This window comes from Achromobacter sp. ACRQX, assembly GCF_022346505.1.
Taxonomy (GTDB): Bacteria; Pseudomonadota; Gammaproteobacteria; order Burkholderiales; family Burkholderiaceae_B; genus Achromobacter; species Achromobacter animicus.
Window position 1 is genome coordinate 42,422 of sequence record NZ_JAKRML010000008.1, and the last position, 26,271, is coordinate 68,692.

The 26,271-nt window shown below is 64.4% G+C and carries 22 protein-coding genes; 4 read left to right on the top strand and 18 right to left on the bottom strand.

All coding sequences use genetic code 11. The annotated features are described in order from the left end of the window. Window positions 1–30: 30 nt before the first annotated feature. The 8 genes from MHZ91_RS09630 to MHZ91_RS09665 form a co-directional block, all read right to left on the bottom strand. Complete coding sequence (locus tag MHZ91_RS09630; RefSeq protein ID WP_239213444.1) at window positions 31–561, bottom strand: DUF3304 domain-containing protein; 531 nt, start codon at window positions 559–561, stop codon at window positions 31–33. Between the two features lies 1 nt (window position 562). Next, a complete protein-coding gene (locus tag MHZ91_RS09635) occupies window positions 563–1,090 on the bottom strand; it encodes a DUF3304 domain-containing protein (RefSeq protein ID WP_239213445.1) in 528 nt (175 codons plus the stop codon). 1 nt (window position 1,091) lies between these two features. Next, complete coding sequence (locus MHZ91_RS09640; RefSeq protein ID WP_239213446.1) at window positions 1,092–1,916, bottom strand: DUF4123 domain-containing protein; 825 nt, start codon at window positions 1,914–1,916, stop codon at window positions 1,092–1,094. Then, on the bottom strand, window positions 1,913–4,036 hold the full coding sequence (locus MHZ91_RS09645; protein ID WP_239213447.1) for a type VI secretion system Vgr family protein: 2,124 nt from the start codon (window positions 4,034–4,036) through the stop codon (window positions 1,913–1,915). Before MHZ91_RS09645 ends, MHZ91_RS09640 begins: the two co-directional genes overlap by 4 nt. A 587-nt stretch (window positions 4,037–4,623) precedes the next feature. Beyond that, window positions 4,624–5,019, bottom strand: a complete 396-nt coding sequence (locus MHZ91_RS09650; protein WP_175186343.1) for an Hsp20/alpha crystallin family protein — start codon at window positions 5,017–5,019, stop codon at window positions 4,624–4,626. A gap of 32 nt (window positions 5,020–5,051) precedes the next feature. After that, on the bottom strand, window positions 5,052–5,495 hold the full coding sequence (locus MHZ91_RS09655) for an Hsp20/alpha crystallin family protein (protein WP_175122051.1): 444 nt from the start codon (window positions 5,493–5,495) through the stop codon (window positions 5,052–5,054). A 219-nt stretch (window positions 5,496–5,714) separates the two neighbouring features. Continuing rightward, window positions 5,715–9,674: an FAD/FMN-binding oxidoreductase gene (locus MHZ91_RS09660; RefSeq protein ID WP_239213448.1), complete on the bottom strand. Its 3,960-nt coding sequence runs from the start codon at window positions 9,672–9,674 to the stop codon at window positions 5,715–5,717. A 132-nt stretch (window positions 9,675–9,806) separates the two neighbouring features. Then, a complete protein-coding gene (locus MHZ91_RS09665) occupies window positions 9,807–10,343 on the bottom strand; it encodes a YqaA family protein (RefSeq protein WP_175122049.1) in 537 nt (178 codons plus the stop codon). A gap of 94 nt (window positions 10,344–10,437) precedes the next feature. On the opposite strand from MHZ91_RS09665, the gene ilvA reads away from it, so the two are divergent. Further along, entirely contained in the window at window positions 10,438–11,946 is a 1,509-nt protein-coding gene (gene ilvA / locus MHZ91_RS09670) for a threonine ammonia-lyase, biosynthetic (RefSeq protein ID WP_239213449.1), read from the top strand. A 170-nt stretch (window positions 11,947–12,116) separates the two neighbouring features. Here the strand turns inward: ilvA and MHZ91_RS09675 are convergent, their stop codons facing one another. Beyond that, window positions 12,117–13,229, bottom strand: coding sequence for a porin (locus MHZ91_RS09675; RefSeq protein ID WP_239213450.1), 1,113 nt, complete (start codon window positions 13,227–13,229; stop codon window positions 12,117–12,119). A gap of 448 nt (window positions 13,230–13,677) precedes the next feature. Then, window positions 13,678–14,058 carry a DUF4148 domain-containing protein gene (locus MHZ91_RS09680; protein WP_105241081.1) on the bottom strand — a complete coding sequence of 127 codons (381 nt, stop codon included), beginning with the start codon at window positions 14,056–14,058 and terminating at the stop codon, window positions 13,678–13,680. Window positions 14,059–14,455: 397 nt separating this feature from the next. On the opposite strand from MHZ91_RS09680, the gene MHZ91_RS09685 reads away from it, so the two are divergent. After that, window positions 14,456–15,346: a LysR family transcriptional regulator gene (locus MHZ91_RS09685; protein ID WP_175138999.1), complete on the top strand. Its 891-nt coding sequence runs from the start codon at window positions 14,456–14,458 to the stop codon at window positions 15,344–15,346. A gap of 83 nt (window positions 15,347–15,429) precedes the next feature. On the opposite strand, the gene MHZ91_RS09690 is transcribed toward MHZ91_RS09685, so the two are convergent. From MHZ91_RS09690 to purT, 8 genes are all read right to left on the bottom strand, one after another. Beyond that, on the bottom strand, window positions 15,430–15,984 hold the full coding sequence (locus MHZ91_RS09690) for an adenine phosphoribosyltransferase (protein WP_056319625.1): 555 nt from the start codon (window positions 15,982–15,984) through the stop codon (window positions 15,430–15,432). A gap of 53 nt (window positions 15,985–16,037) precedes the next feature. After that, the gene (gene cydC / locus MHZ91_RS09695; protein WP_239213452.1) at window positions 16,038–17,735 is read right to left on the bottom strand and encodes a thiol reductant ABC exporter subunit CydC; all 1,698 of its coding nucleotides are present in this window, start codon (window positions 17,733–17,735) and stop codon (window positions 16,038–16,040) included. Next, entirely contained in the window at window positions 17,732–19,480 is a 1,749-nt protein-coding gene (cydD, locus tag MHZ91_RS09700) for a thiol reductant ABC exporter subunit CydD (RefSeq protein WP_370647796.1), read from the bottom strand. Before cydD ends, cydC begins: the two co-directional genes overlap by 4 nt. Further along, a complete protein-coding gene (cydX, locus tag MHZ91_RS09705) occupies window positions 19,477–19,602 on the bottom strand; it encodes a cytochrome bd-I oxidase subunit CydX (protein ID WP_056319618.1) in 126 nt (41 codons plus the stop codon). Before cydX ends, cydD begins: the two co-directional genes overlap by 4 nt. A gap of 16 nt (window positions 19,603–19,618) precedes the next feature. After that, window positions 19,619–20,773 (bottom strand): cytochrome d ubiquinol oxidase subunit II, encoded by a 1,155-nt coding sequence (cydB, locus tag MHZ91_RS09710; protein ID WP_239213454.1) that lies wholly within the window; start codon window positions 20,771–20,773, stop codon window positions 19,619–19,621. A gap of 14 nt (window positions 20,774–20,787) precedes the next feature. Beyond that, a complete protein-coding gene (locus MHZ91_RS09715; protein ID WP_218342599.1) occupies window positions 20,788–22,362 on the bottom strand; it encodes a cytochrome ubiquinol oxidase subunit I in 1,575 nt (524 codons plus the stop codon). Between the two features lie 126 nt (window positions 22,363–22,488). Continuing rightward, window positions 22,489–23,034: a GbsR/MarR family transcriptional regulator gene (locus MHZ91_RS09720; protein WP_175122040.1), complete on the bottom strand. Its 546-nt coding sequence runs from the start codon at window positions 23,032–23,034 to the stop codon at window positions 22,489–22,491. 312 nt (window positions 23,035–23,346) lie between these two features. Continuing rightward, entirely contained in the window at window positions 23,347–24,564 is a 1,218-nt protein-coding gene (purT, locus tag MHZ91_RS09725; protein ID WP_175122039.1) for a formate-dependent phosphoribosylglycinamide formyltransferase, read from the bottom strand. A 103-nt stretch (window positions 24,565–24,667) separates the two neighbouring features. On the opposite strand from purT, the gene MHZ91_RS09730 reads away from it, so the two are divergent. Both MHZ91_RS09730 and MHZ91_RS09735 read left to right on the top strand, forming a co-directional pair. Beyond that, on the top strand, window positions 24,668–25,657 hold the full coding sequence (locus MHZ91_RS09730) for an SIS domain-containing protein (protein ID WP_175122038.1): 990 nt from the start codon (window positions 24,668–24,670) through the stop codon (window positions 25,655–25,657). Next, a complete protein-coding gene (locus MHZ91_RS09735; RefSeq protein ID WP_191578447.1) occupies window positions 25,654–26,262 on the top strand; it encodes an HAD family hydrolase in 609 nt (202 codons plus the stop codon). The genes MHZ91_RS09730 and MHZ91_RS09735 overlap by 4 nt, the downstream gene beginning before the upstream one ends. Window positions 26,263–26,271: the final 9 nt, after the last annotated feature.

Sequence of the window (26,271 nt, forward strand, 5' to 3'; positions counted from 1 at the left end):
GGTTGTCCACGTCATGTTCAGGGGCTTCAATCATTTGTCCAGAGACTCGGTCAGTACGGGCGGGGCCCCCACTGGGCAACGTGGCGACCATGCGCCATAAATCTCGGAGGGCCTCATGCCTGATATTGCGTCGGGAGGACCGCGATATTCTTCATTCCCGTAGCCGGGACTGATATTCGATGAAATGGCGCGGACGCTTCCGTCGGACAGGAAGTGGATGTACAGACGCCCTACCTGCTCATAACGCTCCACGGGCACTCGACGTTCACGGCGTTCCCAGGTGCAGTCGCGCCAGTTGGTCACACCCCAGCTCACCAACACGGTCAGGTCGGGCCGCCATTTCCGGGGCAGCTTCGCGCAGCAAACGATTCGCCCTCCAGTACCCGCCTGGTGCCCACTGACACCATTGACCCAAAAGTCCTGAACGCTCAGGTGATCGGGCAAGTGGTCGATGCCCGATAGGGATGCCGGCACCATGGCTTCCTTAGGTTGAACAACGTCGCAACCGGCCAAACCCAGCAGCAACAACAACCTCATCGTCAACCGAGTGGCACGGTTCATTTCAATTTGCCTCCTCCACCACAACGGGTCCGCCGCGGGGGGGACAACGTTCGCCATAGTCGCCGTAGGCATGCCAGGGATTCTTGTCGGGGATGGGGTCTTGCGGGCCAAGGTATTCCTCGTTCCCGTACCCGGGACTGATGTTCGAGGAAATGGCGCGGACGCTTCCGTCGGACAGGAAGTGGATATACAAACGTCCCACCTGCTCATACCGCTCCACCGGCACCCGGCGCTCACGGCGCTCGCCACCACAGTCCCTCCAATTGAGGACATCCCACCCCACCAGCACCGTCAAATCATCGCGCCATCGTCGAGGCAGCTTCGCACAGCACACGATGCTGCCTCCGGAGCCCGCCTGATGGCCGCTGGCGTCATCGACCCAGAAATCGGGAACGCTCAGATGGTCGGGCAGATGGTCGATTCCCGTCAGAGATGCTGGCACCACGTCTTCCTTGGGTCGAACGCCGTCGCATCCATTCAATCCAAGCAGAACAAGCAATGCCATCATCAATCGTGCTGTGGCGTTCATATCAACTGGCCCCTTGAGTCGAAGATGCAGGGCCAAATGCCAGGATGCCACTGACATCGCCGCTTCGGCTTGCCTGCCTTAATGCCGCCTCGAATCGGTCATCGTGCAACACTTGCGCCGCCGTCTGCCATACCACCAATACCGCTGATATCTTTACGGCCACGTCGTGCACCTGCAGTCGCTGGAGCCGTTCATGGACTTGTGCAGCCCAGTCAAGGCGTTGTCCGCTCGTGCCTTGCGCGGGTATGCGGTGGTTGGCCCGCGATGCGGCGAGGAACAGCTCGCCGACTCGAGTGGCCTTGAGCATCCGGTGCCATTGTTCGGGCTGCAGATGCAGTGGGAGAGAATCGCAAGAACGCGCTGACCGTACTGGATCTTGTCGCGCGCAACATTCCCTGCCCGCCATATCGTGGTGATGCCACGCCTGCACCGGACCCAGTACGGCCCGGCGCTGTTCGGAAGATAGCGTCAGCCAGACATTGGAAAACGCGCGGCCGTCGGCGAAGCGGAAGTGGTAGCGCTTGCCGCTACCGACATGGATGAACCGCAGTTGTTGCAAGTGCTGCAAGACTTGCTCCATCGGGACCGAGCCGCGCAACACGCCATAGCCAAACATTACATCCGGATTGCCGGCCGAAAGCTGATTCATCAGCTGAACCACGGACTGACACGCGGGCAATAGCAGCGGGCCAACACGGGCAGCCTGGGGGCCTTCGTCCTCATAAAGCAGACGGATATCCGGTGCTTCCAGGATGCGGTCGCGAAGCGCAATGTCATGCAGCAATGCGCCATCGAAGAGCAAATAGCTGTACGCGGAGATGCTCATACGGGCACCACCGGGCCACCCGTTCGCGCGGCGCGCAGGAAGCAATCCAGGCAGAAGTCGCTTTCCACGCCGGCATCCGGATTCCCTTCGATGGCAAAGGGATTGCCGTGGCCTGTTGCCACGCATTGCAGCGGTCCTTTCATCTGGACTTGCACCCCATTCAGCGTGATGCCGTCGGCATGCAAAGTGATGGCTCCGCCGGGGCCCTTTAGGCTGAACACCTCGCCGGCTTGCAACGCGATCACACACGAACGCCGGCGGATCGCCTGGCCCGCTTGCAGGTCCGCGTGGCCCTCGACAGTGTGTTCCTGGTGTCCGCCGATGCGCACCCAATGATTCGCCGCGGTCTTATCGCGGCGGTTATTGCCCACTTCCTCGGTACGGTCCTTGGTGGTGTAGATCGTGCGATTGCGCCCCACGGTCAAAAAGTCATCCCGCCCGATATCGGGCCGCCGGTCCTGGCCGATGGTGACCTGTTCGTCGTTGCCCACCGTCTCCTTGCGGTCGTGGCCGATCGTGATGGTTTCATCGTTCTCGACCTGCTCGCTGCGGTCGTGACCCACAAACGTCGACTCGTCGTTGTTGACATGGATGTTCTGGTCCTTCTGCGCGTGGACGTAGATTTCTTCCTGGTCCTTCTCATCCTCAAAACGCAGTTCGTTGAACCCCTCGCCCTTGTGGGTCTTGCTCTTGATCGTCATCCTGGTCTTGTGGCGCGGCAGTTCGTAGGGCGGCAATTGCAGGCGGTTGTAGACGCGGCCGGTGATCACGGGCTGGTCGGGGCCGCCGTCGAAGTAAGAGACGATGACTTCCTGACCGATGCGCGGGATGGCCATGTGGCCCCAGGTGGCGCCGGCGATGTTCTGCGAGACGCGAATCCAGCAGGAGCTGTATTCGTCCTCCGTGCCTAGCCGGTCCCAGGGGAACTGGACCTTCACCCGGCCGTATTCGTCGGTATAGATCTCTTCATTGGGCGGGCCGACCACCACAGCGTTCTGTGGACCGTCGATGCGCGGCCTGGGTAGCGGTTCCGCGCGCCATTCGGCGTCGTCAGGAACCAGCTCCGCCTCGTAGCTGTAGTGCGTTCCCAACTGGGCTTGTGCACTTTCCTCGGCCTGACTTGTGTATTGGATGCCACGGTGGACGATGCGCACCGGGCGCCAGCCGCGGTTCAGGTCTTCGCGCGGATGCCCAGCAAGGGTGAATGAAATGCCCGGCTGCAGCCGCGGGTCATCCCCTTCAACCAAAGCGACGCACGAATCGCGGCGGTGGCCGCGCAGGCGGTTCTCGGCGAACGATCTGCCCGCTTCGTCGAATTTGGCGCGGGCCGGGTAGTCATAGCGTTCGTAGCGGCGGCCCTGATGGTCCAGATCTCGTCCGTCGCGGCTGTGCTGGTGGGTGTAGCGCGGATGGTGGAAGGTGTAGTCGCGCTGGGTCTGGCGCGCGGTGCGCACGTTCTCGGTGTAGGAGAATCGCCGCAGCGCTGGCTGCGGCTGGTCGCCGCCGGGTGTGGGGTTGTACTGCGCTGGCTCGTCGCCCACGCGGCCGTGAATGAACAGGCGGTCGCTGTGGATAAGTTGATGCCCCTCGGCCCCATGACGGAAGGAATAGAAGAAGCCTTCCTCGCGCATGATGCGTTCGACAAAGTCGTAGTCCGTGTCGCCCGCTTGCACGCAGTATTCGCGCGCCTGATGTTCGGTGGTGCTGCGCAGCTCGTAATCCTGGGTAAGACCATGCGCCTTGAGCACCGCCTCGGTGATTTGCGGCACGCTCTGGCGTTGGAAGATGCGCCAGTCGGAACTGAGCTTTAGCCGCGCCAGGCGCGGCTCGACAATCGCCGAGTAGCGCGTACGCCGAAAACCCGTGTCGCCCTGAACAAAGGAGGACACCACACCGTGAACATGGCGCACGGGGGTGCCGCCCTGCCAGATCGTCAGACACGCGGGACGGTCAAGCACTTGGCCAAAATCTACGGCGGGGTTGGCGCTGGACAGATCGACCGTAAGCAGAAACGTCTCGGAAAGCGCTTCGTGCAGATCGAACCGAACCACCTCGAACGCATCTGTCGCCGTACTGCCGATGAGATCGAAGGTGAATCGCAAATCAGATTGGACGGGCATGGCAAGCTCGGGGATGACCAGGGCGGTTGCCCGGTATCAACGTTGAGGAAGCTGACCGGCGATTCGGGGCCTGCAATAGCCTGGTGCAGCGGCAAGCGCTTTTGTGCCGTGACCCTGCGTCTGAACATGCCGCTGCGTCATCGGTGAACACAGGGCAACTATGCAAACTTCATGCCAGAATTTTCTGATCTTCCCTTAGCTTTAATAATCAGTGGGTTACGCAAGGGGCGCTGAGAATCGGGCTTGTCCGAGGTTGCAGAAGCCGCGAGAACTGGTTTTCTGAAAGGATTTTCGAGCCAACCTTGACCCGGTTTTTTTTTAAGTCTTTGAGATTCAACGAAAAAATAACGGGCCAGGATTGGCCCGCCCGGGCCAATCCTGGCCCGATCAATTGAGCGTTTGCACACCGTCCCCAGGGCGACCCTGCGTCAAACATCACCGCAAGGCCGCAGTCGCACAATCGCGGCTTTCCTGATGGGCATGCTCGGGCACGATGTCAGACACCCGGCAGAGAGGGCCGACAGCTTACGGCGGCACCTCAACAGGTGTCCGACACCTTGGTCGCGAATCGCGCCCTGAGGCGCAAATCACCCCGCCACGACAGGAATCTGCCGCGGCTGCGCCTCGCGCACGCGCGGAATGCGCAGCGTCAGAAGGCCCTGCTTCAGGCTCGCGCTGATCTGCGCGCGGTCGAACTCCTGTCCCAACCGGAACGACCGGCGAAAGAGCGGCGCGCGCATTTCGCCCAGCACCAGCCGCAGGTCGCTGGGGGTCTCGACGGCAGCTTCGCCTTCGATCTGCAGCACGTCGGCCTCGACGTTGATGCGCAGCCTTTCCTTGGACACGCCCGGCAGATCCGCAAGCAGCGTGATGCCTTCCTTGTCCTCGTAGATGTCCACGGCCGGCACGGTCACGCCGCGCCCGTCGCGCTTGTCAGACACGGCCGCTTCGGCGGGCACGGTCAGGTCTTTGCGTTCATTCATGATCGATACTCCTATGCGGTTGCGTTGGCGGGTCACTGCACGGTCACGGTGCGCGGCTTGGCCGATTCCTTACGCTTGATGGAAATGGCGAGGCAGCCGTCCGTATAGCGCGCCTGCACGTTGTCGGGATCCGCGTCTGCAGGCAGCTCGATGATGCGCGTGTAGCGGCCCTGCGTACGTTCGCGCGCGTAATAGCGGGCGCCTTCGGGAAGCTCCTGCGGCTTGCGTTCACCGCTGATGGTCAGCAGGCTCTTCTCGATCGACACGTTCAGGCCTTCGGGGTCCATGCCGGGCACGAAGGCGACGACTTCGATGGAATCGCCCGACACGCCGACGTTGACGGGTGGGAAGTACGCCTGCGGCGTCGCCCGCAAGGCAGCTGGTACGCCGGCATTGCGCAGCACGCGGCCCATGTGCTCCTGGATCGCGTCGAACGCGCTGGCAAAGCCGTTATCGTTGAAAGGAAAGTTGCTCATGAAGGTCTCCTCGAACGAAAAAAGGGACCGATGCAGACGCATCACAGCCGCGACTTGCGCGACCGCAGGTCTGATCGCTTCAGTCCGAGTATGGGATCGGTTTTTGGAGTTTCAAGAGGGCTTTTCAGTCCGGCAAAACACGCGCGGCCCCCAGTCCGGCAGCGCAAAAAAAACCGCGGCCATCGCTGGCCGCGGTTTCCGTTTGGCGCGTGCTGAGGCCTACACCAGGACGCGTTCGATGCCGCCTGCGTTCGCCCGGCGCACGTAGTCTTCCATCCAGCCTTCGCCCAGGATGTGGCGGGCCATCTCGACCACGATGTAGTCGGCTTCCATCTTGGTGTCGCCCTCGTAACGCGACAAGCCCTGCAGGCACGACGGGCACGAGGTCAGGACCTTCACGTCGCCCGTGAAGCCGTCGCTGCGCATCGCGGCATCGCCCTTGAGCAGTTCTTCCTGCTTGCGGAAGCGCACCTGCGTCGAGATGTCCGGACGGCTGACCGCCAACGTGCCCGACTCGCCACAGCAGCGGTCGCTCTTGACCGCGCCATCGCCCACCAGCGCCCGCACCGTCTTCATGGGTTCCTGCAGTTTCATCGGCGTGTGGCAGGGGTCGTGATACATGTAGCGCACGCCCTTGGCGCCTTCCAGCTTGATGCCTTTTTCCAGCAGGTATTCGTGGATGTCGATCAGCCGGCAGCCCGGGAAGATCTTCTCGAATTCATACCCGGCAAGCTGGTCGTAGCAGGTGCCGCAGCTGACCACCACGGTCTTGATGTCCAGGTAGTTCAGCGTGTTGGCCACGCGGTGGAACAGCACCCGGTTGTCGGTGATGATCTGCTCGGCCTTGTCCGTCATGCCGTTGCCGCGCTGGGGATAGCCGCAGCACAGGTAACCCGGCGGCAGCACGGTCTGCACGCCCGCATGCCAAAGCATCGCCTGCGTAGCCAGGCCCACTTGCGAGAACAGGCGCTCGGAACCGCAGCCCGGGAAGTAGAACACCGCTTCCGTGTCGGCCGTGGTGCCCTTGGGATCGCGGATGATCGGCACGTAGTTCGCGTCTTCGATGTCGAGCAGCTTGCGTGCGGCCTGCTTGGGCAGTCCGCCGGGCATCTTCTTGTTCACGAAGTGCACCACCTGCTCGCGCAGCGGCGGTTTGCCCACCGTGGCTGGCGGCTTGGCGGTCTGCTTCTTGACCAGGCCCGAGAACAGGTCGTGCGCGGCGCGCTGGACCTTGTAGCCCACGCCCACCATCGCCTTGCGGGTGGCGTTGATGGTGGCCGGATCCTTGGCGTTCAGGAAGAACATGGCGCTGGCCGTGCCCGGATTGAACGACTTGCGGCCCATGCGGCGCAGCACGGCGCGCATGTTCATCGACACGTCGCCGAAGTCGATATCGACCGGACATGGGTTGTAGCACTTGTGGCAGACGGTGCAGTGGTCGGCCACGTCCTCGAATTCTTCCCAGTGCTTGAGACTCACGCCGCGACGGGTCTGTTCTTCGTACAGGAAGGCTTCGACCAGCAGCGACGTCGCCAGGATCTTGTTGCGGGGCGAATACAACAGGTTCGCGCGCGGCACGTGCGTGGCGCACACCGGCTTGCACTTGCCGCAGCGCAGGCAGTCCTTGATGGATTCCGAGATGGCGCCGATGTCGCTCTGCTGCATGATCAGCGACTCGTGGCCCATCAGGTTGAAGCTGGGCGTCCAGGCGTGGCGCAGATCCGCGCCGGGCATGAGCTTGCCGGCATTGAAGTGGCCGTTGGGGTCCACGCGCCGCTTGTAGTCCTGGAACGGGGCCAGTTCGGCTTCGGTCAGGAACTCGTACTTGGTCAGGCCGATGCCGTGCTCGCCCGAAATCACGCCATCCAGGTCGCGCGCGATCTGCATGATGCGCTCGACGGCCGCGTGGGCCTCGCGCAGCATTTCGTAGTCATCCGAGTTGACCGGGATGTTGGTGTGCACGTTACCGTCGCCTGCGTGCATATGCAGCGCGACGAACACGCGGCTCTTAAGCACGCGGGCATGGATGGCGACGAGCTCGTCGACGATTTTCTTGTACGCGGCGCCCGAGAAGGCGCGCTGCAGGCCGGCCAGCACTTCGGTCTTCCAGGAGACGCGGATGGTGCGGTCCTGCACCACGTCGAAGACGCGGGCCCCGGGTTGTGCCGCCAGGCGGGCGGTCAGCGTGGCGTGAAGCTCGCCCAGGCCAAGGCCTTCGAGTTGCGGCAGCGCATCGCCCAGCGGCAGGTCCAGGTTGTCCAGCAGCCACTGCCAGCGCTGGCGCGTGGCGGCGATCAGTTCGATGGCCTGTCGGGTACGTTCGGCCAGCACCTCGGCGCGCGTGGTCTCGATGTCGGCGTCGTCGATCTTGCCGACCGGCAGCGGCGTGCACAGGTACGCGTCAAGCTCGCCCAGCAGCTTGAGCTTGTTGCTGGTCGACAGTTCGATGTTGATGCGCTCGATGTGATCCGTGTATTCGCCCATGCGGGGCAGCGGGATCACGACGTCTTCGTTGATCTTGAAGGCGTTGGTGTGACGCGCGATCGCGGCGGTGCGCGAGCGGTCCAGCCAGAATTTCTTGCGCGCCTCGGCGCTGACGGCGACAAAGCCCTCGCCGTGACGCGTGTTGGCCAGGCGTACGACTTCGCTGGCGGCCGCGGCCACTGCGTCGTCATCGTCGCCGACGATGTCGCCGATCAGGACCATCTTGGGCAGCACGCCGCGCTTGCTCTTGGTGGCGTAGCCGACCGCGCGCAGGTAGCGTTCGTCCAGATGCTCCAGGCCGGCCAGGATGGCGCCGCGCGCCTTGCCTTCGCCGTCCAGGTAGCCCTTGACCTCGACGATCGACGGGATGGCGTCGCGCGCCTGCCCGAAGAACTCCATACAGACGGTGCGCGTATGGCGCGGCATGCGGTGCAGCACCCAGCGCGCCGACGTGATGAGACCGTCGCAGCCTTCCTTCTGGATGCCGGGCAGCCCCGCCAGGAACTTGTCCGTCACGTCCTTGCCCAGGCCTTCCTTGCGGAACACGCGGCCCTGGATTTCCAGCGTTTCGGTTTTGAGCAGGCGCTCGCCGGGCTTGCCCTTGCCGTCGAACCACTTGAGCTCGAAACGGGCCACTTCCACGTCATGGATCTTGCCCATGTTGTGGTCCAGGCGCGTGACTTCCAGCCAGTTGCCGTCCGGATCGACCATGCGCCACCAGGCCAGGTTGTCCAGCGCGGTGCCCCACAGCACGGCCTTCTTGCCGCCGGCGTTCATGGCGATGTTGCCACCCACGCAGGAGGCTTCGGCGGACGTCGGGTCCACGGCGAACACGAAGCCGGCGGCCTCGGCCGCTTCGGAAACGCGCTTGGTGACCACGCCGGCGCCGGCATGGATGACCGCGACGGGCTCGGTGAGGCCGGGCAGGATACAGGACTCGACCTTGCCCAGTTTGTCGAATTTTTCGGTGTTGATGACCGCCGACTTCCAGGTCAGCGGAATGGCGCCGCCGGTGTAGCCGGTGCCGCCGCCGCGCGGCACGATGGTCAGGCCCAGTTCAATACAGGCGGTGACCAGCGCGGCGATCTCGTCCTCGGTGTCCGGCGTCAGCACCACGAAGGGGTACTCCACGCGCCAGTCGGTCGCGTCCGTGACGTGCGACACGCGCGACAGGCCGTCGAACTTGATGTTGTCGCGCGCGGTGATGCGGCCCAGCACCTTCTGCGCCTGCTTGCGCATCATGGCGGTCTGGTCGAATTCGCCCTCAAACGCCGCAATGGCGGAACGCGCCCGGGCCAGCAGACCGACGACCTTTTCGTCGCGATGCGGATCGTGGCCGGCTTCAGCGGGCGCGCTCGGGTCGCGGCGCTTGTCGATTTCGCCCAGGCGGTGATGCAGCGCCTCGATGAGCTGCTTGCGGCGCTTGGGATTGTCGAGCAGGTCGTCCTGCAGATAAGGATTGCGGCGCACGACCCAGATGTCGCCCAGCACTTCGTAGAGCATCCGGGCGGAACGGCCGGTGCGGCGCTCGCCGCGCAGGTCGCTCAGCAGGCTCCAGGCGTCTTCACCCAATAACCGGCCCACGATTTCGCGGTCGGAAAACGACGTGTAGTTATAGGGGATTTCGCGCAATCGCGCGGGTGCGGCGGGCGGCATCGCCCCGTTCAAGATGTGGCTGGCGAGTGGGGCGTTCATGGCGGCAAGAGGGGGCCCTTAAAAAAGTATTTTATGCCATTGTCCCGACTTGACCCCTAATAAGTCTGGCAAGGCGTCCAAAAGCGCGCCGGGAACGACATGTACCGTCCCCGTTTAAGTCCGGCGTCAGGGCTAGATTTTTCCAGGAAAGAACCAGAGCAGCCCGGCGGTCATGAACAGATAGCGCATGAATTTGCCGATGGCCATGTAGAACACGCAGGGCCAGAACGACAGGCGCAACCAGCCGGCAACCGCGCATAGGGGATCGCCCACCGCGGGCAACCAGGACAACAGCAGCGCGGGCGGTCCCATCCGGTGCAGCCAGTCATGGGCGCGCTCGTTCCAGCGGCCACGCATGCGGCCACCCTCGGTCGCCTTGGGATGCGGATGCGGGTGCTTTTCCTTCCAGCGCTCGACCGCCTTTTCGGCGCCCAGGCCCATCGCGTAGCTGATGGCCCCGCCCACGGTGTTGCCTGCGGTGGCCACCAGGATGGCGGGCCAGAACATGTCCGGCGAAAGCTTGATGTAGCCGAACACCGCCGGCTCGGAGCCCAGGGGCAGCAGCGTCGCGGACACGAGCGAAACGGTGAAGATGGCCGACAGGCCGACTGAGGGCAATGCCAGCACGCCCAGGAGCCAATGAACTGCGGATAAGAGACTTTCTTCCATGGTTGCGGCAGTGTAGCCGCGGGAATCCCGGAAGGCGACACGCATTCCCTGCAATAATCTTGGCCAGTCCTCACTCTTGCCTGTTGCGCGGTCCATGTCCACTGATTATCTGAAACGCATCCTGACTTCCAAGGTTTACGACGTCGCGGTCGAATCCCCGCTCGAGGCGGCGCCGCTGCTGTCGCAGCGGATGTCGAACACGATGTTGCTCAAGCGCGAAGATACCCAGGCGGTGTTCAGCTTCAAGCTGCGCGGCGCGTACAACAAGATGGCCAACCTCACGCCGGCGGCGCGCAATCGCGGCGTGATCGCGGCCTCGGCCGGCAACCACGCCCAGGGCGTTGCGTTGGCGGCAAGCCGGCTTGGCTGCCGCGCCGTCATCGTCATGCCCACGACCAGCCCGCAGGTCAAGATCGACGCCGTGCGCCGCCTGGGCGGCGAGGTCGTGCTGGCCGGCGAGAGCTTTTCGGACGCCTACGCGCATGCGCAGGTGCTGGAAAAGAAAGAGAAGCTGACCTTCGTCCATCCGTTCGACGATCCCGACGTGATCGCCGGCCAGGGCACCGTGGGCATGGAAATCCTGCGCCAGCATCCCGGCCACATCGACGCGATCTTCGTGGCGATCGGCGGCGGCGGCCTCATCGCCGGGGTGGCGGCCTATATCAAGCAGCTGCGCCCCGAGATCAAGATCATCGGCGTGCAGACCGAGGACTCAGACGCCATGCTGCGCAGCGTGCGCGCGGGCCGGCGCGTTCAGTTGAACGACGTGGGCCTGTTCTCGGACGGCACGGCGGTCAAGATGGTGGGCGCCGAGACCTTCAAGCTGGCGCGCAAATATGTGGACGACTACGTGGTGGTCAACACCGATGCGATCTGCGCCGCCATCAAGGATGTCTTCCAGGACACGCGCAGCGTGCTGGAGCCGGCCGGCGCGATGGCCGTGGCCGGCGCCAAGCAGTACGCGGCCGAACACAATCTGAAAAACAAGACGCTGGTGGCGATTGCCTGCGGCGCCAACATGAACTTCGACCGGCTGCGCTTCGTGTCCGAACGCGCCGAGGTCGGCGAAATGCGCGAGGCTATCTTCGCGGTCACCATGCCCGAGCAGCGCGGTAGCTTCCGCCGCTTCTGCGAACTGGTGGGCGAACGCAGCGTCACCGAATTCAACTACCGCATCTCGGACGCGGACCGCGCCCACGTGTTCGTCGGCATCCAGGTGTCTTCGGCCGCAGAACCTGACAAGATCGCGGCGAATTTCCGCCGCCACGGCTTCGACACGCTGGACCTGACCCACGACGAAATGGCCAAGACCCACTTGCGCCACATGGTGGGCGGCCGCTCGGCGCTGGCGCGCAACGAACTGCTGTACCGCTTTGAATTCCCCGAGCGGCCGGGCGCGCTGATGCGCTTTTTGAATGCGATGAATCCCGACTGGAACATCAGCCTGTTCCATTACCGCAACCAGGGTGCCGACTATGGCCGCATCCTGATCGGCATCCAGGTGCCGCCGGCGGACAAGAAGCAATTCCGCAACTTCGTGGCGGAACTGGGCTATCCGCATTGGAACGAAACCGACAACCCGGCGTACAAGCTCTTCCTGTAGCCGCTGCGATTCAGGTGTCCTGAATGCGAGAGGGCCTCCTTGCGGAGGCCCTTCCCTTCTGTGCGCAAGGCGCGCCCGGCTGAACCCGATCTAGGGGGGTTCGCTGTCACTCAGCGGTCCACGGAGAATGGCCCGCACATTCAGCAAGGTCCAGCCGGACGTCCTGACGCTTAGAAACGGTGGCGCAGGCCGACGGCGACGGCCGTGTCGGTCGCGTCGTGCTGGAACGCGTAGTTGTCGCCATACGAGGCGTACGCGTACAGGTTCGTGCGCTTGGTGAAGTCGTACGTGTAGCCAAGGCTGTACACGTTGAACGTTGCGTCGTCGCCCGTCAGCTTGTCGTTGCTGGCGGTGGCGCGCTGCCACGAACCGAACACGGCGTGGCGGCCCATCGGCACGGTGGCGCCGAGCATGTACGAATTGGCGCGGAAGCCATCAGCCAGCTTGAACGAACCCAGCTTGTTCATGCCGTCGGGCGTCGTGCCCATGTTCTGGCCGACGAACCAGCCATCACGCGTCTGGCCGAAAGCCGCCGCGATCTTCACGACTTCAAAGTCGTACGAACCGCCGACAATGTATTCCTGGATGCGCGCTGCGTCCTTGCCGCCGACGCGGTCGTTGGACGGGTTGAAGCGGTCGTAGGCGGCCGCCAGATTCAGCGGGCCGTTGACGTATTGCACACCGGCGGTGATCACACGGTTGTTGTTGCCCGTGGCAAAGCCCTTCTGCGTCGTGTCCGTGACGGTGTCGTCCGCGCTGAACGCGTAGCCGAGGCCGACCTTCAAACCGCCCAGGCTGGGGGTTTGATACAGGACCATGTTGTCCAGGCGCATCGTGTTGGCGCTGCCGAACGTCGTACCCATGTTGGCGTTGTTGTAGCTGATCGAGAACGGGTCGATCGAGCCGAAGTACTTCGACGCCAGGTTCGTCTGACGGCCGAATTCCAGACGGCCCCAAGAATCGCTGTCCAGACCAACCGTCGCTTGGCGGCCGAACAAACGGTCGTTCTGCAGCGACTTGCCGTTCAGGGGACCGAAGCCGCCTTCCAGCGTGAACACGGCGCGCAGGCCGTCGCCCAGGTCTTCCGTGCCGCGCAGGCCAAAGCGCGAACCGCTGCTCACGCCCTGAACCGCACCGATGCGGCTCTGCGAATTGCCCTTGAACTTCACTTTTTCGTAACCGAGGCCAGCATCGATCAAGCCGTACAGCGTCACGGAATCGGCGGCCTGCGCGGCGCCGGCAAAGCCGGTCAGCAACGCGACGGCCAGAAACGTCTTCTTCATTTGAATCCCCAAAATGGCGAGATGAAAGGCGCATTGCGGGGCGCCGCCGAACACCGCGGGCCCTCGCATGCCGCAACGTTGAATCGAGCGGCGATGCACTGGGCGTAGTGTCCGGCTTGTAGCAGTTCGTAGTAACCCGGATTTCGACGAACTACTTTCCATGGCTGGGATAATGACGCAAACCGAAGGCTCGCCTTGTTCCAAAAAGCTCGGTAAGGCCTTGATCTCAAATATGAATCATTGCTCGCATCAGAATATCGCGAGATTAGATGCGGCTTTCCTTGCCCTTCCGGCCGGCAACATATGTAGTGCAGGCGGAATAGTTGTGCGGCGTAAACGCCACACTGTTTCCGCACAGATAAAAACGCGAGGCGCAAAAAAACCCCTCGGCGTCACAAGGGGTTCTTTCGGTGACCTGCGGGGCGGCGCGGCGCGCCAGCGCTGGAAATCAGCGGCCCTTGGGCGGGTAGTCCAGTTCGCCAAACGTGTATTCGCCGCGCGCCTTGGCGTCGGCCAATTCCTGGCGGACTTCTGCACGGCTCTTGCCGGCGGTCTGCGCCACGGTCTTGGGCGGGTAATCCAGTTCAGCGCTCGTCACCTGACCTGCGGCCTTGGCGCTTTGCAATTCCTGCTGAACCTGTTCGCGCGACAGGCTGGTGGTCTGGGCGACGGCGGGCGGATAGTCCAGTTCACCAAAGGTGACGGTGCCGGCGGCCTTGGCGGCTTGCAGTTCCTGCTGGACTTGTTCACGCGTCTTGCCATCGGCGTGAGCGGCGGACATGCCGACCAGGGTAGCGGTAACCATAAGTGCGGTTGCTAGGGCTTTCATTGAGATGACTCCATCCTAAACGTTGCACATCGTCTTGCGCCGGGTTGGCGGCATTCGATATGACAATTTGATTGCTGGGACGAAGTATCTGGTTATTAAGCCCTAGTAAAAACCCTTAATTTGGTGAACATATTTGCACGGATGGGACAATTGCAAGTCGTATCCGTGCGGGACACGGTAGGTGAACCTGCTCGCCAGACTGATGCACCATGCGCGCTGGCGTTGACTTCATTCAGTTCTTCATTCAGTTTCGCGCAAGCTAGGTAACGCAATCTGAACGCAGCGCCGATGGAACTGTTGTGCAATCCGGAGAAATAGACATTTCTACTGGCGGGACAATAATTCCATTTATCATACGAATCTGCCAGAAATGGAAATTTGAGTCTCGAGGGCATTCATGGACATCCAGCTTAACGACATCGCGCTATTCGTCGAGGTCGCCAAGCGCAAGAACTTCAGCCACGCCGCCGAAGCCCTGAATATCCCGACTTCCACGCTGTCGCGCCGGGTCAGCGAACTCGAACGCAGCGTCGGCATGCGGCTGCTCAATCGCAGCACCCGCAAGATCGACCTGACCGAAGCGGGCGCAATCTACTTTGAACGCTGCCGGCACATCGTCGAAGAGGCGCGCATCGCGCACGATCAGTTGCTGGACATGGCAGTGCAGCCCAAGGGGCGCCTGCGGATCTCGCTGCCCACCAGCCTTGCGCAGTTGTTCCTGCCCGCCGTGATCCGCGAGTTCCGCGAACAGCATCCCGATATCGAGTGCGACTTCGACTTGAGCATGCGCCCGATCGATCCCATCAGCAATCCGTTCGACCTGATCCTGCGCTTTGGGCAGCAGCCCGATTCCAGCCTCATCTCGCGCAAGATCGTGCTGATGGCGCACCAGCTCTATGCGTCGCCCGAATACCTGGCGCGCCATGGAGAACCGCGTGTGCCGGCAGACCTGACGCACCACGAATGCCTGCGCCCGACCATGCGCGAGGAGTCGTCCTTCTGGATGCTCCATTCGGGCGACAAGGTGGAACGCGTTCAGGTGTCTGGTCGCCTGTCGGCCAATAACGTGGGGATGCTGGGGCGATTGGCCGGCCAGGGGTTGGGCATCACGCCGCTGCTGGTGTTTGATGCGATGGAGCGCGCCATCAAGCAGACGGGCCTGGTGCGCGTATTGCCGGAATGGAGTCTGACTCCCCTTCCCTTGTTTGCGCTGCTGCCTTCGCGCATGCTGCCCGCCAAGACGAAGGCGTTCCTGGACTTCATCCAGCCCCGCTTGTCGGAGGCGTAACTAGCAAACGGTGCTGAAGGACGGTGCAGAAGGGCAGCACCGAAGGACGGCGCCGAGCTGCGGCGCCATCACGACGACACGGACTACGGCGTCGTGTCCGCGCCGTACTGACAGACCGTGTAAAGCGGCGTGCCGGTCGCGGCCACCTTGGCCGAGCCGCCCAGATCCGGCAGGTCGATGATGGCGGCGGCTTCCACCACGTTGGCGCCCAGGCGCTGCAGCAGCTTGATGGCCGCGAGCATGGTGCCCCCGGTGGCGATCAGATCGTCCACCAGCAGGACGCGCTGGCCCGTGCGGACCGAATCGGTATGCATCTCGACGGCGGCATTGCCGTATTCCAGCGAATATTCCTCGGCCACCGTGCGATAGGGCAGCTTGCCCTTCTTGCGCACGGGCACGAACCCCAGGTTCAGTTCATAAGCCAGCACGCTGCCCACGATGAAACCGCGCGCGTCCACGCCCGCCACCAGATCCAGGCGCTGGCGCATGTAGCGATAGACGAAGAGATCGATCAGGACACGGAACGCACGAGGGTCCTGCAGCACCGGCGTGATGTCGCGGAACGTGACACCGGGTTGGGGCCAGTCCGGAACGCTGCGGATGGTGCGCCGGATGAACTCGGCGTTGTCGGTCTGCATGGAATCGGCCCTGAAGAATTGAAGCAAGGCGAACTATAACCGCGCCGCTGCGCTTAAGCCAGGATTGCCGCGCGCGATGACATGTCATGCAATTGCCCATCGCGCAACACATGGCAACGATGCACCGCACCCTCGGGCAATGCCGCATGCGTGGCCAGCACCACGGTGCGCCCGCGTACCGCCTGTGCCAGATCCGCGAAGAACGCGGTTTCGGCCGCGGCGTCCAATCCCGCGGTCGGTTCGTCCAGCACGATGACGGCGGCAGGCGCCAGCAAGGCTCTGGCCAGACACAGGCGCCGTGCCTGCCCGGCCGACAGTTGCGAACCCGTCTCGCCGGCCCACGTGTCCAGGCCATCGGGCAGGCCGCGCACGAAATCGCCAAGCCGTGCCGCATCCAGGGCGCGCCACAACGCGGCATCGTCGGCATCGGGATAGCCGATCAACAGATTGGTGCGAAGCGTACCCAGAAACACCGGCGCGTCCTGCGACAGCAGGACGATCCGCCGATGCCAGTCCGCCTGTGCGCATTCGCGCGCATCGCGACCGCCGAACCGGACCTGCCCGCCCTGCGGATCCTCGAGCCTGAGGATCAGATGCAGCAGCGTGGACTTGCCCGCGCCGCTTGCGCCCACGATCGCCACGCGTTCGCCCGGCTCGATCCGCAGGTTGACGTCCTGCAGCACCGGCGCACTGTCGCCTGCTGCGCGGGCCGGGTACGCAAAGCGCACACCCGCCAGCTCCAACGCACCGTTTGTGGGCAGCGGGCGCGGCATCGCCGGATCCTGCATGTCGGGTTCGCTTTGCGTGATCTCGCGGATGCGCGCCGCCGCCGACATCGCGGAACCCATCCGGGATGCGCCCCGCATGATCGGGCCGGCAACCTCGAAGATGCCGATGACGGCCAGCAGCAGACCGGCCAGGAGAGGGCCTTCGATCTGTCCCGACTCAAGCCCGGCCAGACCGAACCACAGCAGCGCCAACACCGCCACACCTGCGGCCACCTGCAGGAACCATTGTCCGCGCACCGCCACCCGTGCCTGGCTGCGTCGCGCCAGAGCGCTTGCCTCGCACAGACGCTCGAAGTGCGCCAGCGTCTGCTCCTGCGCATGCAGGGCAACCATGTCCGCGTGCCCCTCCACGGCGTCCAGCGTGGCCGCGCGCAATCCTGCCGCACTTTCCTGCGCCGACACGCCCGGTTTGCGCGCCGCGCGCAATAGCCACAAGGGCACCACCACGCACGCGGTCAACAGGGCCAATGCAAAAATCAGCGCCGCGGCCGGTACCCATTGCCCCAGCACGGCGGTGAGCACCGCCCCGGCAAGTATTGCGGTGGCCAGCGGCGCCAGCACAAACAGAAATACCGTATCCAGCGCATCGACGTCGTTCGTCATGCGGGCGACCAGATCGCCGCTGCGATAACGCGAAAGCTGGCGCGGCGTCAGCCGGGTCAGCGCCGCAAACACCATGGCGCGCAGGTCCGCCAGCAGACGCAAGGTGGCGGCATGCCCGACCACGCGGTCGGCGTAGCGCGACACGATGCGCAGGAACGACAGCCCGCGCACCAGCGCGGAGGGCGCGAACAGGTTGAATACGCTGCCGGCGCCGGCCAGGAACGCGCCGGTCAGAAACCACCCCGATACGCCCAGCAACCCGACGCCGGCCGCGACGGTCGCCAGCGCACAGAACAATGCGAGTAAAAGCCCGCCTTTGCGGCGCGCGTACAAGGGCAGGAGCAACAACAGATTCTTCATGCGTCTTTCACCGTGCCGTTGGCGACATGCGCCACCCGGCCAAATCGCGCGGCCACCGCAGGCGAATGCGTCGCCAGCACCAGGGTGCGGCCAGCGGAGAACTGCAGGATCTCGTCCAGCACCCGAGCCTGCGTCGCTTCATCCAGATGCGCGGTAGGTTCGTCCAGCAGGATCAGGCCAGGGTCCCGCAGGAACAGACGGGCCAGCGCCACGCGCTGCGCCTGTCCGCCGGACAAGCCATGGCCGCGGTTGCCCAGCGCGGTGTCCAGGCCGTGCGGCAGGTCTTGCGTGAATTCCAGCATGCAGGCGCGGCGCGCGGCGTCCTGCACCTGTGCATCCGTGGCACCGGGCTGGCCCAGCCGGATGTTGTCGGCGATCGATCCGGCCAGCAACTGCGGCCGCTGGCCGATCAGCGCCACGCGTTGACGCAAGGCGGCTTCATCCCATTGCGCCAGCGGCAAGCCATCGATGCGGATTTCGCCACTGGCCGGCCGCAGACGGGCGACGGCCTCGATGAGCGTGGATTTGCCGACGCCGCTCGGTCCCATCAGCGCCACGTGCTCACCCGGCGCCAGGACCAGGGCAGCATTTGCGAGCACCGGCTGGCCACGGCCCGGCGCCTCGGCGCGCAGACCTTCCACGGTAACCACCGCGCCCTTGCCCGCATGCGCGGGTTGGCCGCGCAGTGCGGACGTGTCTTCGGCATCGGCTTGCGGCAGGCCATCGAACAGGACGGCGATCTGCGTCACGGCAGCCAGCGCCGTCGCGCGGTCGTGATAGTGGGCGGCAAACTGGCGCAGCGGCGCATAGACCTCGGGCGCCATCAACAGGCAGAACAGTCCGGCCTGCAGCGTCAGCGGGGACCAGCGAACGTCCAGGAATCCCAGGTAAGTCAGGCCGATGTACACCGCAACACCCGCCACGCCCAGCGCGGCGAAGAATTCCAGTACGGCCGACGACAGGAACGCGATGCGCAGCACCGACATCGTCCGCTGGCGCAGCGCATCGCTGGCCGCCACGACGGACTGCGCCTCGGCCTGCGCGCGCCCATACAGTTTCAGGGTGGACAGCCCGCGCAGGCGGTCCGCGAAAAAGCCCGACAGGCGGGCGAAGGCACGCAGGTGACGGCGGCTGGCGCCTTGCGCCCCCCACCCCACCAGCGCCATGAACAGCGGAATGAGCGGCGCGGTAATCAACAGCACCAGACCGGCGATCACATCCACCGGCAACAGAACCACCGAGAAGGCCACCGGCAGCATTGCCGCCGCGGCCATCGCGGGCAGGTACTTGGCAAAGAAGCCATCCAGCGCCTCTACCTGGTCGACCACGGCGCTCGCCAGTTCACCCGACGCCTTGCCGCGGCTCCAGTAAGGGCCCTTCTGCACCAGGCGTTGGAACAGGGACTGGCGCACGTGGCGCTTGATGCGTTCGGACGCATCCGCGCCAGCGCGCTCGCCCGCCCACGTAATGCATGCGCGCACCAGCATCAACCCTGCGATGGCGGCGATGCCGCCAATCAGTTCATGCCGGGGCACATGTCCCACGATGGCCGAATCGAGCACCCTGGCCAGCAGCCAGGCCTGCACGACCAGGAAAGCGCCGCTCACCAGCGGCGCGGCGGCCGCCAGCATCAGCGGAAACCGTGCCGACCGGGCCAGTCCCATCAGCCACCGCGACTGCTCGCGCGGCGGCTTCTGCAGGGACGCCGACGGGTCGTGCTCGAGGCTGCTTGCGCCGCCGCTCACTCGACGTCGCGGCTGGCGCGCGGGTCATGGGTCTGACCTTCGCGCAGCTCGAACCACATCGCATTGAGAATGGCGAATGCGCACGCCAGGCCAAGGCCGAGAATCCACGAGAAATACCACATGGACGGGGCTCCTTTATCAGTACGAGTTGGGCGTGCCGCCCACCGAATCATGGGTGACCTTGCCGCGCATGACGCGGTACACCCAGCCGGTGTAGACGGTCACGATCGGCAGGAAGATGGCCACGGCAATCACCATGATCCACAGCGTCAGGTGGCTGGACGAGCCGTCCCAGATGGTCAGGCCGGCCTTCGGATTGGTCGAGGACGGCATGATGAACGGAAAGAGCGAGAAGCCCACCGTCAGGATCACGCCGGCGATCGATGCCGAGGACGACAGGAATGCCAGCATGTTGGCGCGCACGGTCAGCAGCAGCGCCGCCAGCACCGCGCCCGCCACGCCCAGCGCGGGCGCGATCCACATCCACGGCCACTTCGCGTAATTGGCCATCCAGGCGCCGGTCTGCACCGACACGGTCTTGAGCATCGGATCGGACGGCGCGGACATATCGACCGCGCTGGTGATTGCATGACCCGGCACGCCGCCCGCGACCCAGAAGCCGCCGGCCACGAACAGCACCGCCGTCAGCACCGCGCACAGACGGCCCCAGTTGCGAGCGCGCGAGGACACGGGGTCATCCGTGCGCCAGGCCAGCAGCACCGCGCCGTGCATGGCCAGCATCACCACGCTTAGCACGCCCGCAAGCAGGGCGAACGGCATGAACAGCTGGAAGAAGTGCCCTTCGTAGATCGGGCGCAGCGTCACGGCGTCGAACGTGAACGGCACGCCCAGCACGATGTTGCCCATCGCCACGCCGAACACCAGCGATGCCACGACGCCCGAGAAGCACAGCACGGCGTCCCAGCGATTGCGCCAGCGCGTGCCTTCCATCTTGCTGCGGTACTTGAAGCCCACCGGCCGCAGGATCAGCGCCAGCAGGACCAGCATCATCGCCAGATAAAAGCCGGAGAACGATGCGGCATAGAGCAAGGGCCACGCGGCAAAGATGGCGCCGCCCGCCGTGATGAGCCAGACCTGATTGCCTTCCCAGACCGGTCCCACCACGTTGATGACGATGCGGCGCTCGGCGTCGGTCTTGGCGACCACCGGCAACAGCGCCGCCACGCCCAGGTCAAAGCCGTCCATGACGGCAAAGCCGATGAGTAAGGCGCCCAGCAGCACCCACCACACCACGCGCAGCGTGCCGTAGTCAAAAGGAATTAGGGTATCCATTTGCGTTTCTCCCCTCAGGCGCGCACGGCGGCGTGGACGGGATCGGCGGCGGCATCACCCGGCGCCGGCCCGTCGGATTTCGGTCCGGCCTTGATGGCGTGCAGCATGACCTTCACGCCGATGATGAGCAGGATCGTGTACAGCACCAGGAAGATCGACAGGCTGATGACGAGGTCGGTCATGGTCAGACCCGACGCCGCGTAGTACGTGGGCAGCACGCCTTCGATCACCCAGGGCTGGCGGCCGTACTCGGCGACGAACCAGCCGCTTTCGATCGCGACCCACGGCAGCGGCAGGCTCCACAACGCCACCTTGAGCAGCGCCGGACGCTTGTCCAGGCGGCCGCGCGAGGCAAGCCAGAACGCCACGCCGAAGAACAGGATCAGGTACATGCCCACCGCGACCATGATGCGGAACGCCCAGAACAGCGGCGCCACCGTCGGCACGGTATCGATCGCGGCCTGCTTGATGTCCGCCTCGGTGACCTTGCTGACGTCTGGTTGATAGCGCTTGACCAGCAGCGCATAGCCCAGGTCCGGCCAGGTCTTGTCGAACACCATGCGGGCATCGACGTCCTTGGGATTGGCGCGGATCTTCTGCAAGGCCTCATACGCCACGAGGCCGTCGCGGATGCGGTTCTCGGCGCGCAGGATCAGGTCGTTGATGCCCAGCAGCGGCGTGGTCAGCGACCGCGTGCCGATGATGCCCATGACATAGGGAATCTCGATCGCGAAATCGTTGCGGCGCTCGGCCTGGTTCGGGATGGCGAACAGGTTGAACGAAGCAGGCGCGGGCTCGGTGTGCCACATGGACTCCATGGCCGCGATCTTCATCTTCTGGTGTTCGGTGGTGAGATAGCCGCTTTCGTCGCCCAGCACGACCACCGACAGTGCGCCGGCCAGGCCGAAGCTGGCAGCTACCGCCATCGAGCGCTTGGCCAGGTCGATATGACGGCCGCGCAGCAGATACCACGCGCTGATCGACATGACGAACATGGCGCCCGCCACGTACCCGGCGCTGACGGTATGCACGAACTTGGCTTGCGCGACCGGGTTGAAGATGACCGCGGCGAAGTCGGTCATTTCCATGCGCATCGTGTCCGGATTGAAGACCGCGCCGACCGGGTTCTGCATCCAGCCGTTGGCGATCAGGATCCACAGGGCCGAGAAGTTCGTGCCGAAGGCCACCAGCCAGGTCACGGCCAGGTGGCTGACCTTGGACATGCGGTTCCAGCCGAAGAAGAACAGGCCGACGAAGGTGGCTTCCAGGAAGAACGCCATCAGCCCTTCAAGCGCCAGCGGCGCGCCGAAGACGTCGCCCACGTAGTGGCTGTAGTAGGACCAGTTCATGCCGAACTGGAACTCCATCACCACGCCCGTGGCCACGCCCAGCGCGAAGTTGATGCCGAACAGCGTGCCCCAGAACATCGTCATCTTCTTCCAGATGGCGCGTCCGGTCATGACGTACACGCTTTCCATGATGGCCAGCATGAACGACAGGCCAAGGGTGAGCGGGACAAAGATGAAATGGTAGAGCGCAGTCGCGGCGAACTGGAACCGCGAGAGATTCACGACATCGAGATCAATCATGAGGCTGCTCCCAAGGCGTCGACGCGCTGCGGCAACCGGCATGGTTCCCAGGCCGTCTACCGCGCCATGTTAGGGGCGTTGCATACAACTTCATAGAGGTTTCCTGAAAAATCGGGGCGTGATGGGTCAGCCCTTGCCCCGCAATTTGCCGGCGAATCCCAACACCTTCTGAACCTTGGAACCAAGTTTCATGAGGCTTTGGAGGGTTTCGGGCGGCAGCCGTTGAACCTCATCGAACCACCCCGTGGATAGTTCGATGAGCTCCAGCATTTCGGTCATTCGTTGTTGCGCGTAGGCCTCGTCCGCGCCGGACGGCGACTCCAGCAGCGTGTCGCGCAGGAGCGTGAGGGTGGGATCGACTTCGCGCTTGCGCTTTTCTTCCATGAGGATGCGGAAGATTTCCCAGACATCCTTGGGAGTCTCGAAGTAGTCGCGGCGGTCGCCCACCTGATGGATCAGCTTGACCAGGCGCCAGGACTGCAGCTCTTTCAGGCCCAGGCTGACGTTCGAGCGCGAAAAGCCCAGGGCTTCGGCGATGTCGTCGGCATTGAGCGGCTGCGGCGCGAGAAAAAGCAGGGCATAGATCTGGCCGACCGTGCGATTCACGCCCCAGCGGCTGCCCATTTCACCGAAGTGCAGGACAAAACGTTCAATCTGGGGGGAAAGCGCCATGAGGATCAGCCGGTAACACAACGACGCGCTGCACGACATATGCAGTTACGTTGATTTCAGAAATTTCTGAAATTATCGAACAAACGATGAGAAAGCGCAAACCACACTTGCCGCAGGGGCAAGGGCGCAAACCCACGTCATTCAGAGGACGCGCAGGGCAAATTAGCTGCCGAACGTGACAGCCATACAACACATGGCGGGCGGCGGCGGACAACAAAAAAGCCACCGGCCGGGTGGCGGGTGGCTTTCTTCGGGGGAAAAAGCGGCGGGAACGGCGGGCGCTATTCCGTTAGCAACGTTGGGGCGAAGCGGTCAGCCGGCCTTGACGGTCACGGCGGCCGACACGCGCTTGGCCTTGGCGCGGGCGGCGGCAACGTCCTCGGCCACGGCCAGCCCCACGCCCATGCGGCGCTTGACGAAGGATTCGGGCTTGCCGAAGAGTCGGATGTCCGTGCCGGGCTCGGCCAGCGCCTCGGCCACGCCGTGGAAAGTCACGGCCTTGGCTTCCACGCCGCCATAGATGACGCTGCTGGCGCCCGGCTGGCGCAAGCTGGGGTCGACAGGCAGCCCCAGGAGCGCGCGGGCGTGCAGTTCGAATTCGTTCTGCACCTGCGTAATCATGGTGACCATCCCGGTGTCGTGCGGACGCGGACTGACTTCCGAGAACCAGACCTGATCGCCCGCCACGAAGAGCTCGACGCCGAAGATACCCAGCCCGCCCAGTTCGGACGTGACGGCCAGCGCGATGTCGCGGGCGCGCTGGAGCGCCGCGGGCGACATGGGGTGCGGCTGCCAGCTTTCGACGTAGTCGCCGTCGACCTGCTTGTGGCCGATGGGCTCGCAGTACCGGGTCTCGACCTGGCCGTCGGCGCCGCGGGCACGCACGGTCAGAAGCGTGATTTCGTAGTCGAAGCGGATGAACCCCTCGACGATGGCGCGGCCGCCCCCGACCCGGCCCCCTTCCTGGGCATAGCGCCAGGCGGAAGCGACGTCGTCGGCGCTCTTGATGACCGACTGGCCCTTGCCCGAGGACGACATGACCGGCTTGATGACGCACGGATAGCCGATGCCCCCGTCGATGGCCTGGCGCAGTTCTTCCTCGGTGTCGACGAAGCTGTACGGCGAGGTGGGCAAACCCAGGGTCTCGGCCGCCAGGCGGCGGATACCCTCGCGATTCATGGTGAGCTGGGCCGCGCGGGCCGTCGGGGTGACCCGCGCCACGCCGGCCGCTTCCAGTTCCACCAGCAGGCTGGTGGCAATGGCCTCGATTTCGGGGACAATAACGTGCGGCTGCTCCTGCTCGATGACCTGCCGCAGGGCTTGCGGGTCTGTCATCGAGACCACATGCGCCCGGTGCGCCACCTGATGGCCCGGGGCGTCCGCATACCGATCCACCGCAATGACTTCGACGCCCAGACGCTGCAGGGCGATGATGACCTCTTTGCCCAGCTCACCGGAACCCAGCAGCATGACGCGGGTGGCCAAGGGGGACAGTGGCGTGCCAAGGACGGGACTGGAAATGCTGGACATGGAGCGGGCCTGGAAGGAAAGTTTGAAAGCCGTTGAAAGACTCGCCAGCATGCCATACGCCCCTGCGCGGGGCAAACTAGCATACTGCGATTAAAATCCGCCCATGACCGACCATCCCACCTCATCGTCCGGCACCGCGCTGGCATCCGCGCGCAGAACGCTACAGATCGAAAGCCAGGGCCTGCTGGACCTGTCCGCCCGGCTGGATGACAGCTTCACGCGGGTCGTCGACCTGCTGCTTGCCTGCCGCGGCCGAGTGGTCGTCAGCGGCATCGGAAAAACGGGACACATTGCCCGCAAGATCGCCGCGACGCTGGCCTCGACCGGCACGCCTGCCTTCTTCGTGCATGCCGCCGAGGCCGTCCATGGTGACCTGGGCATGATCACCCGCGACGACGTCCTCATCGCCATATCCTATTCGGGCTCGGGCGAGGAACTGCTGACCATCCTCCCCGTGGTGCGCCGCATGGGCGCCGGCCTGGTGGCGATCACCGGCAACCCGCAATCCGAACTGGCCCGCCAGGCCGACATCCACCTGGATGCCAGCGTGGCGCAAGAGGCCTGCCCGCTGAACCTGGCGCCCACCGCCAGCACCACGGCCGCGCTGGCACTGGGCGATGCCCTGGCCGTCGCCTGCCTGGAAGCGCGCGGATTCGGGCCGCAGGATTTTGCCCGCTCGCATCCGGGCGGCGCGCTGGGCCGCCGGCTGCTCACCCATGTGCGCGACGTCATGCGCGAGGGAACGGCCCTGCCCATCGTCACTGCGGGCACCTCGGTGTCGCAGGCCCTGGAGGTCATGTCGGCCAAGGGCATGGGCATGACGGTCGTGACCGACACGCAGCACCGCCCGCTGGGCATCTTTACTGACGGCGACTTGCGCCGTCTCATCGCGCGGCACGGCGACATCCGCAGCCTGACCGTCGAGGCCGGGATGACGCGATCGCCGCGCAGCATCAACCCTGAGGCGCTGGCCGTCGAGGCCGCCCGGCAGATGGACGAACAACGGCTCAATCACATGCTGGTGATGGACAATGACGGCGCGCTGGTCGGCGCATTGCACATGCACGATCTGATGGCCGCTAAAGTGGTATGACTATGAACCTCTCTGCTTCCCTGAATCACCCGGCCGAAGCGCTGGTGCTTGCCCGTATCCCCGCCATCGTGCGCGAACGCGCCGCGGCTGTGCGCCTGATGGTCTTCGACGTGGACGGCGTGCTGACCGACGGCAGCCTTTATTACGGCGAAGGCGGCGAACTGCAAAAGCGCTTCCATGCGCTGGACGGCCACGGGCTGCGGCTGCTGATGGAAGGCGGACTGAAAGTCGCGCTGATCACGGGCCGTTCCGGCCCCATCGTCGCGCGCCGCGCGGCCGAACTCGGTATCGCCGAAGTCATCCAGGGCGTACGCGACAAGGGCGCCGCCCTGACCGAACTTGCGCAGCGCTGCGGTGTCCAACTGAATCAAACCGGCTACATGGGCGATGACATCATCGACCTGCCGGCCTTGCAGCGCGCGGGCTTTGCCGCCAGCGTGCCCAACGCCCCCGGCTACGTCAGCCAGGCCGCGCATTGGGTTTCGACCCTGCCCGGCGGAAGCGGGGCCGTGCGCGAATGCTGCGATCTCCTGTTGGCCTCGCAAGGCCGCCTGGGCGCCTTCCTGGCTGCGCCGGGCCTGCTTGGCCCCGGGGCAATCCAGTGATTCCGCCCG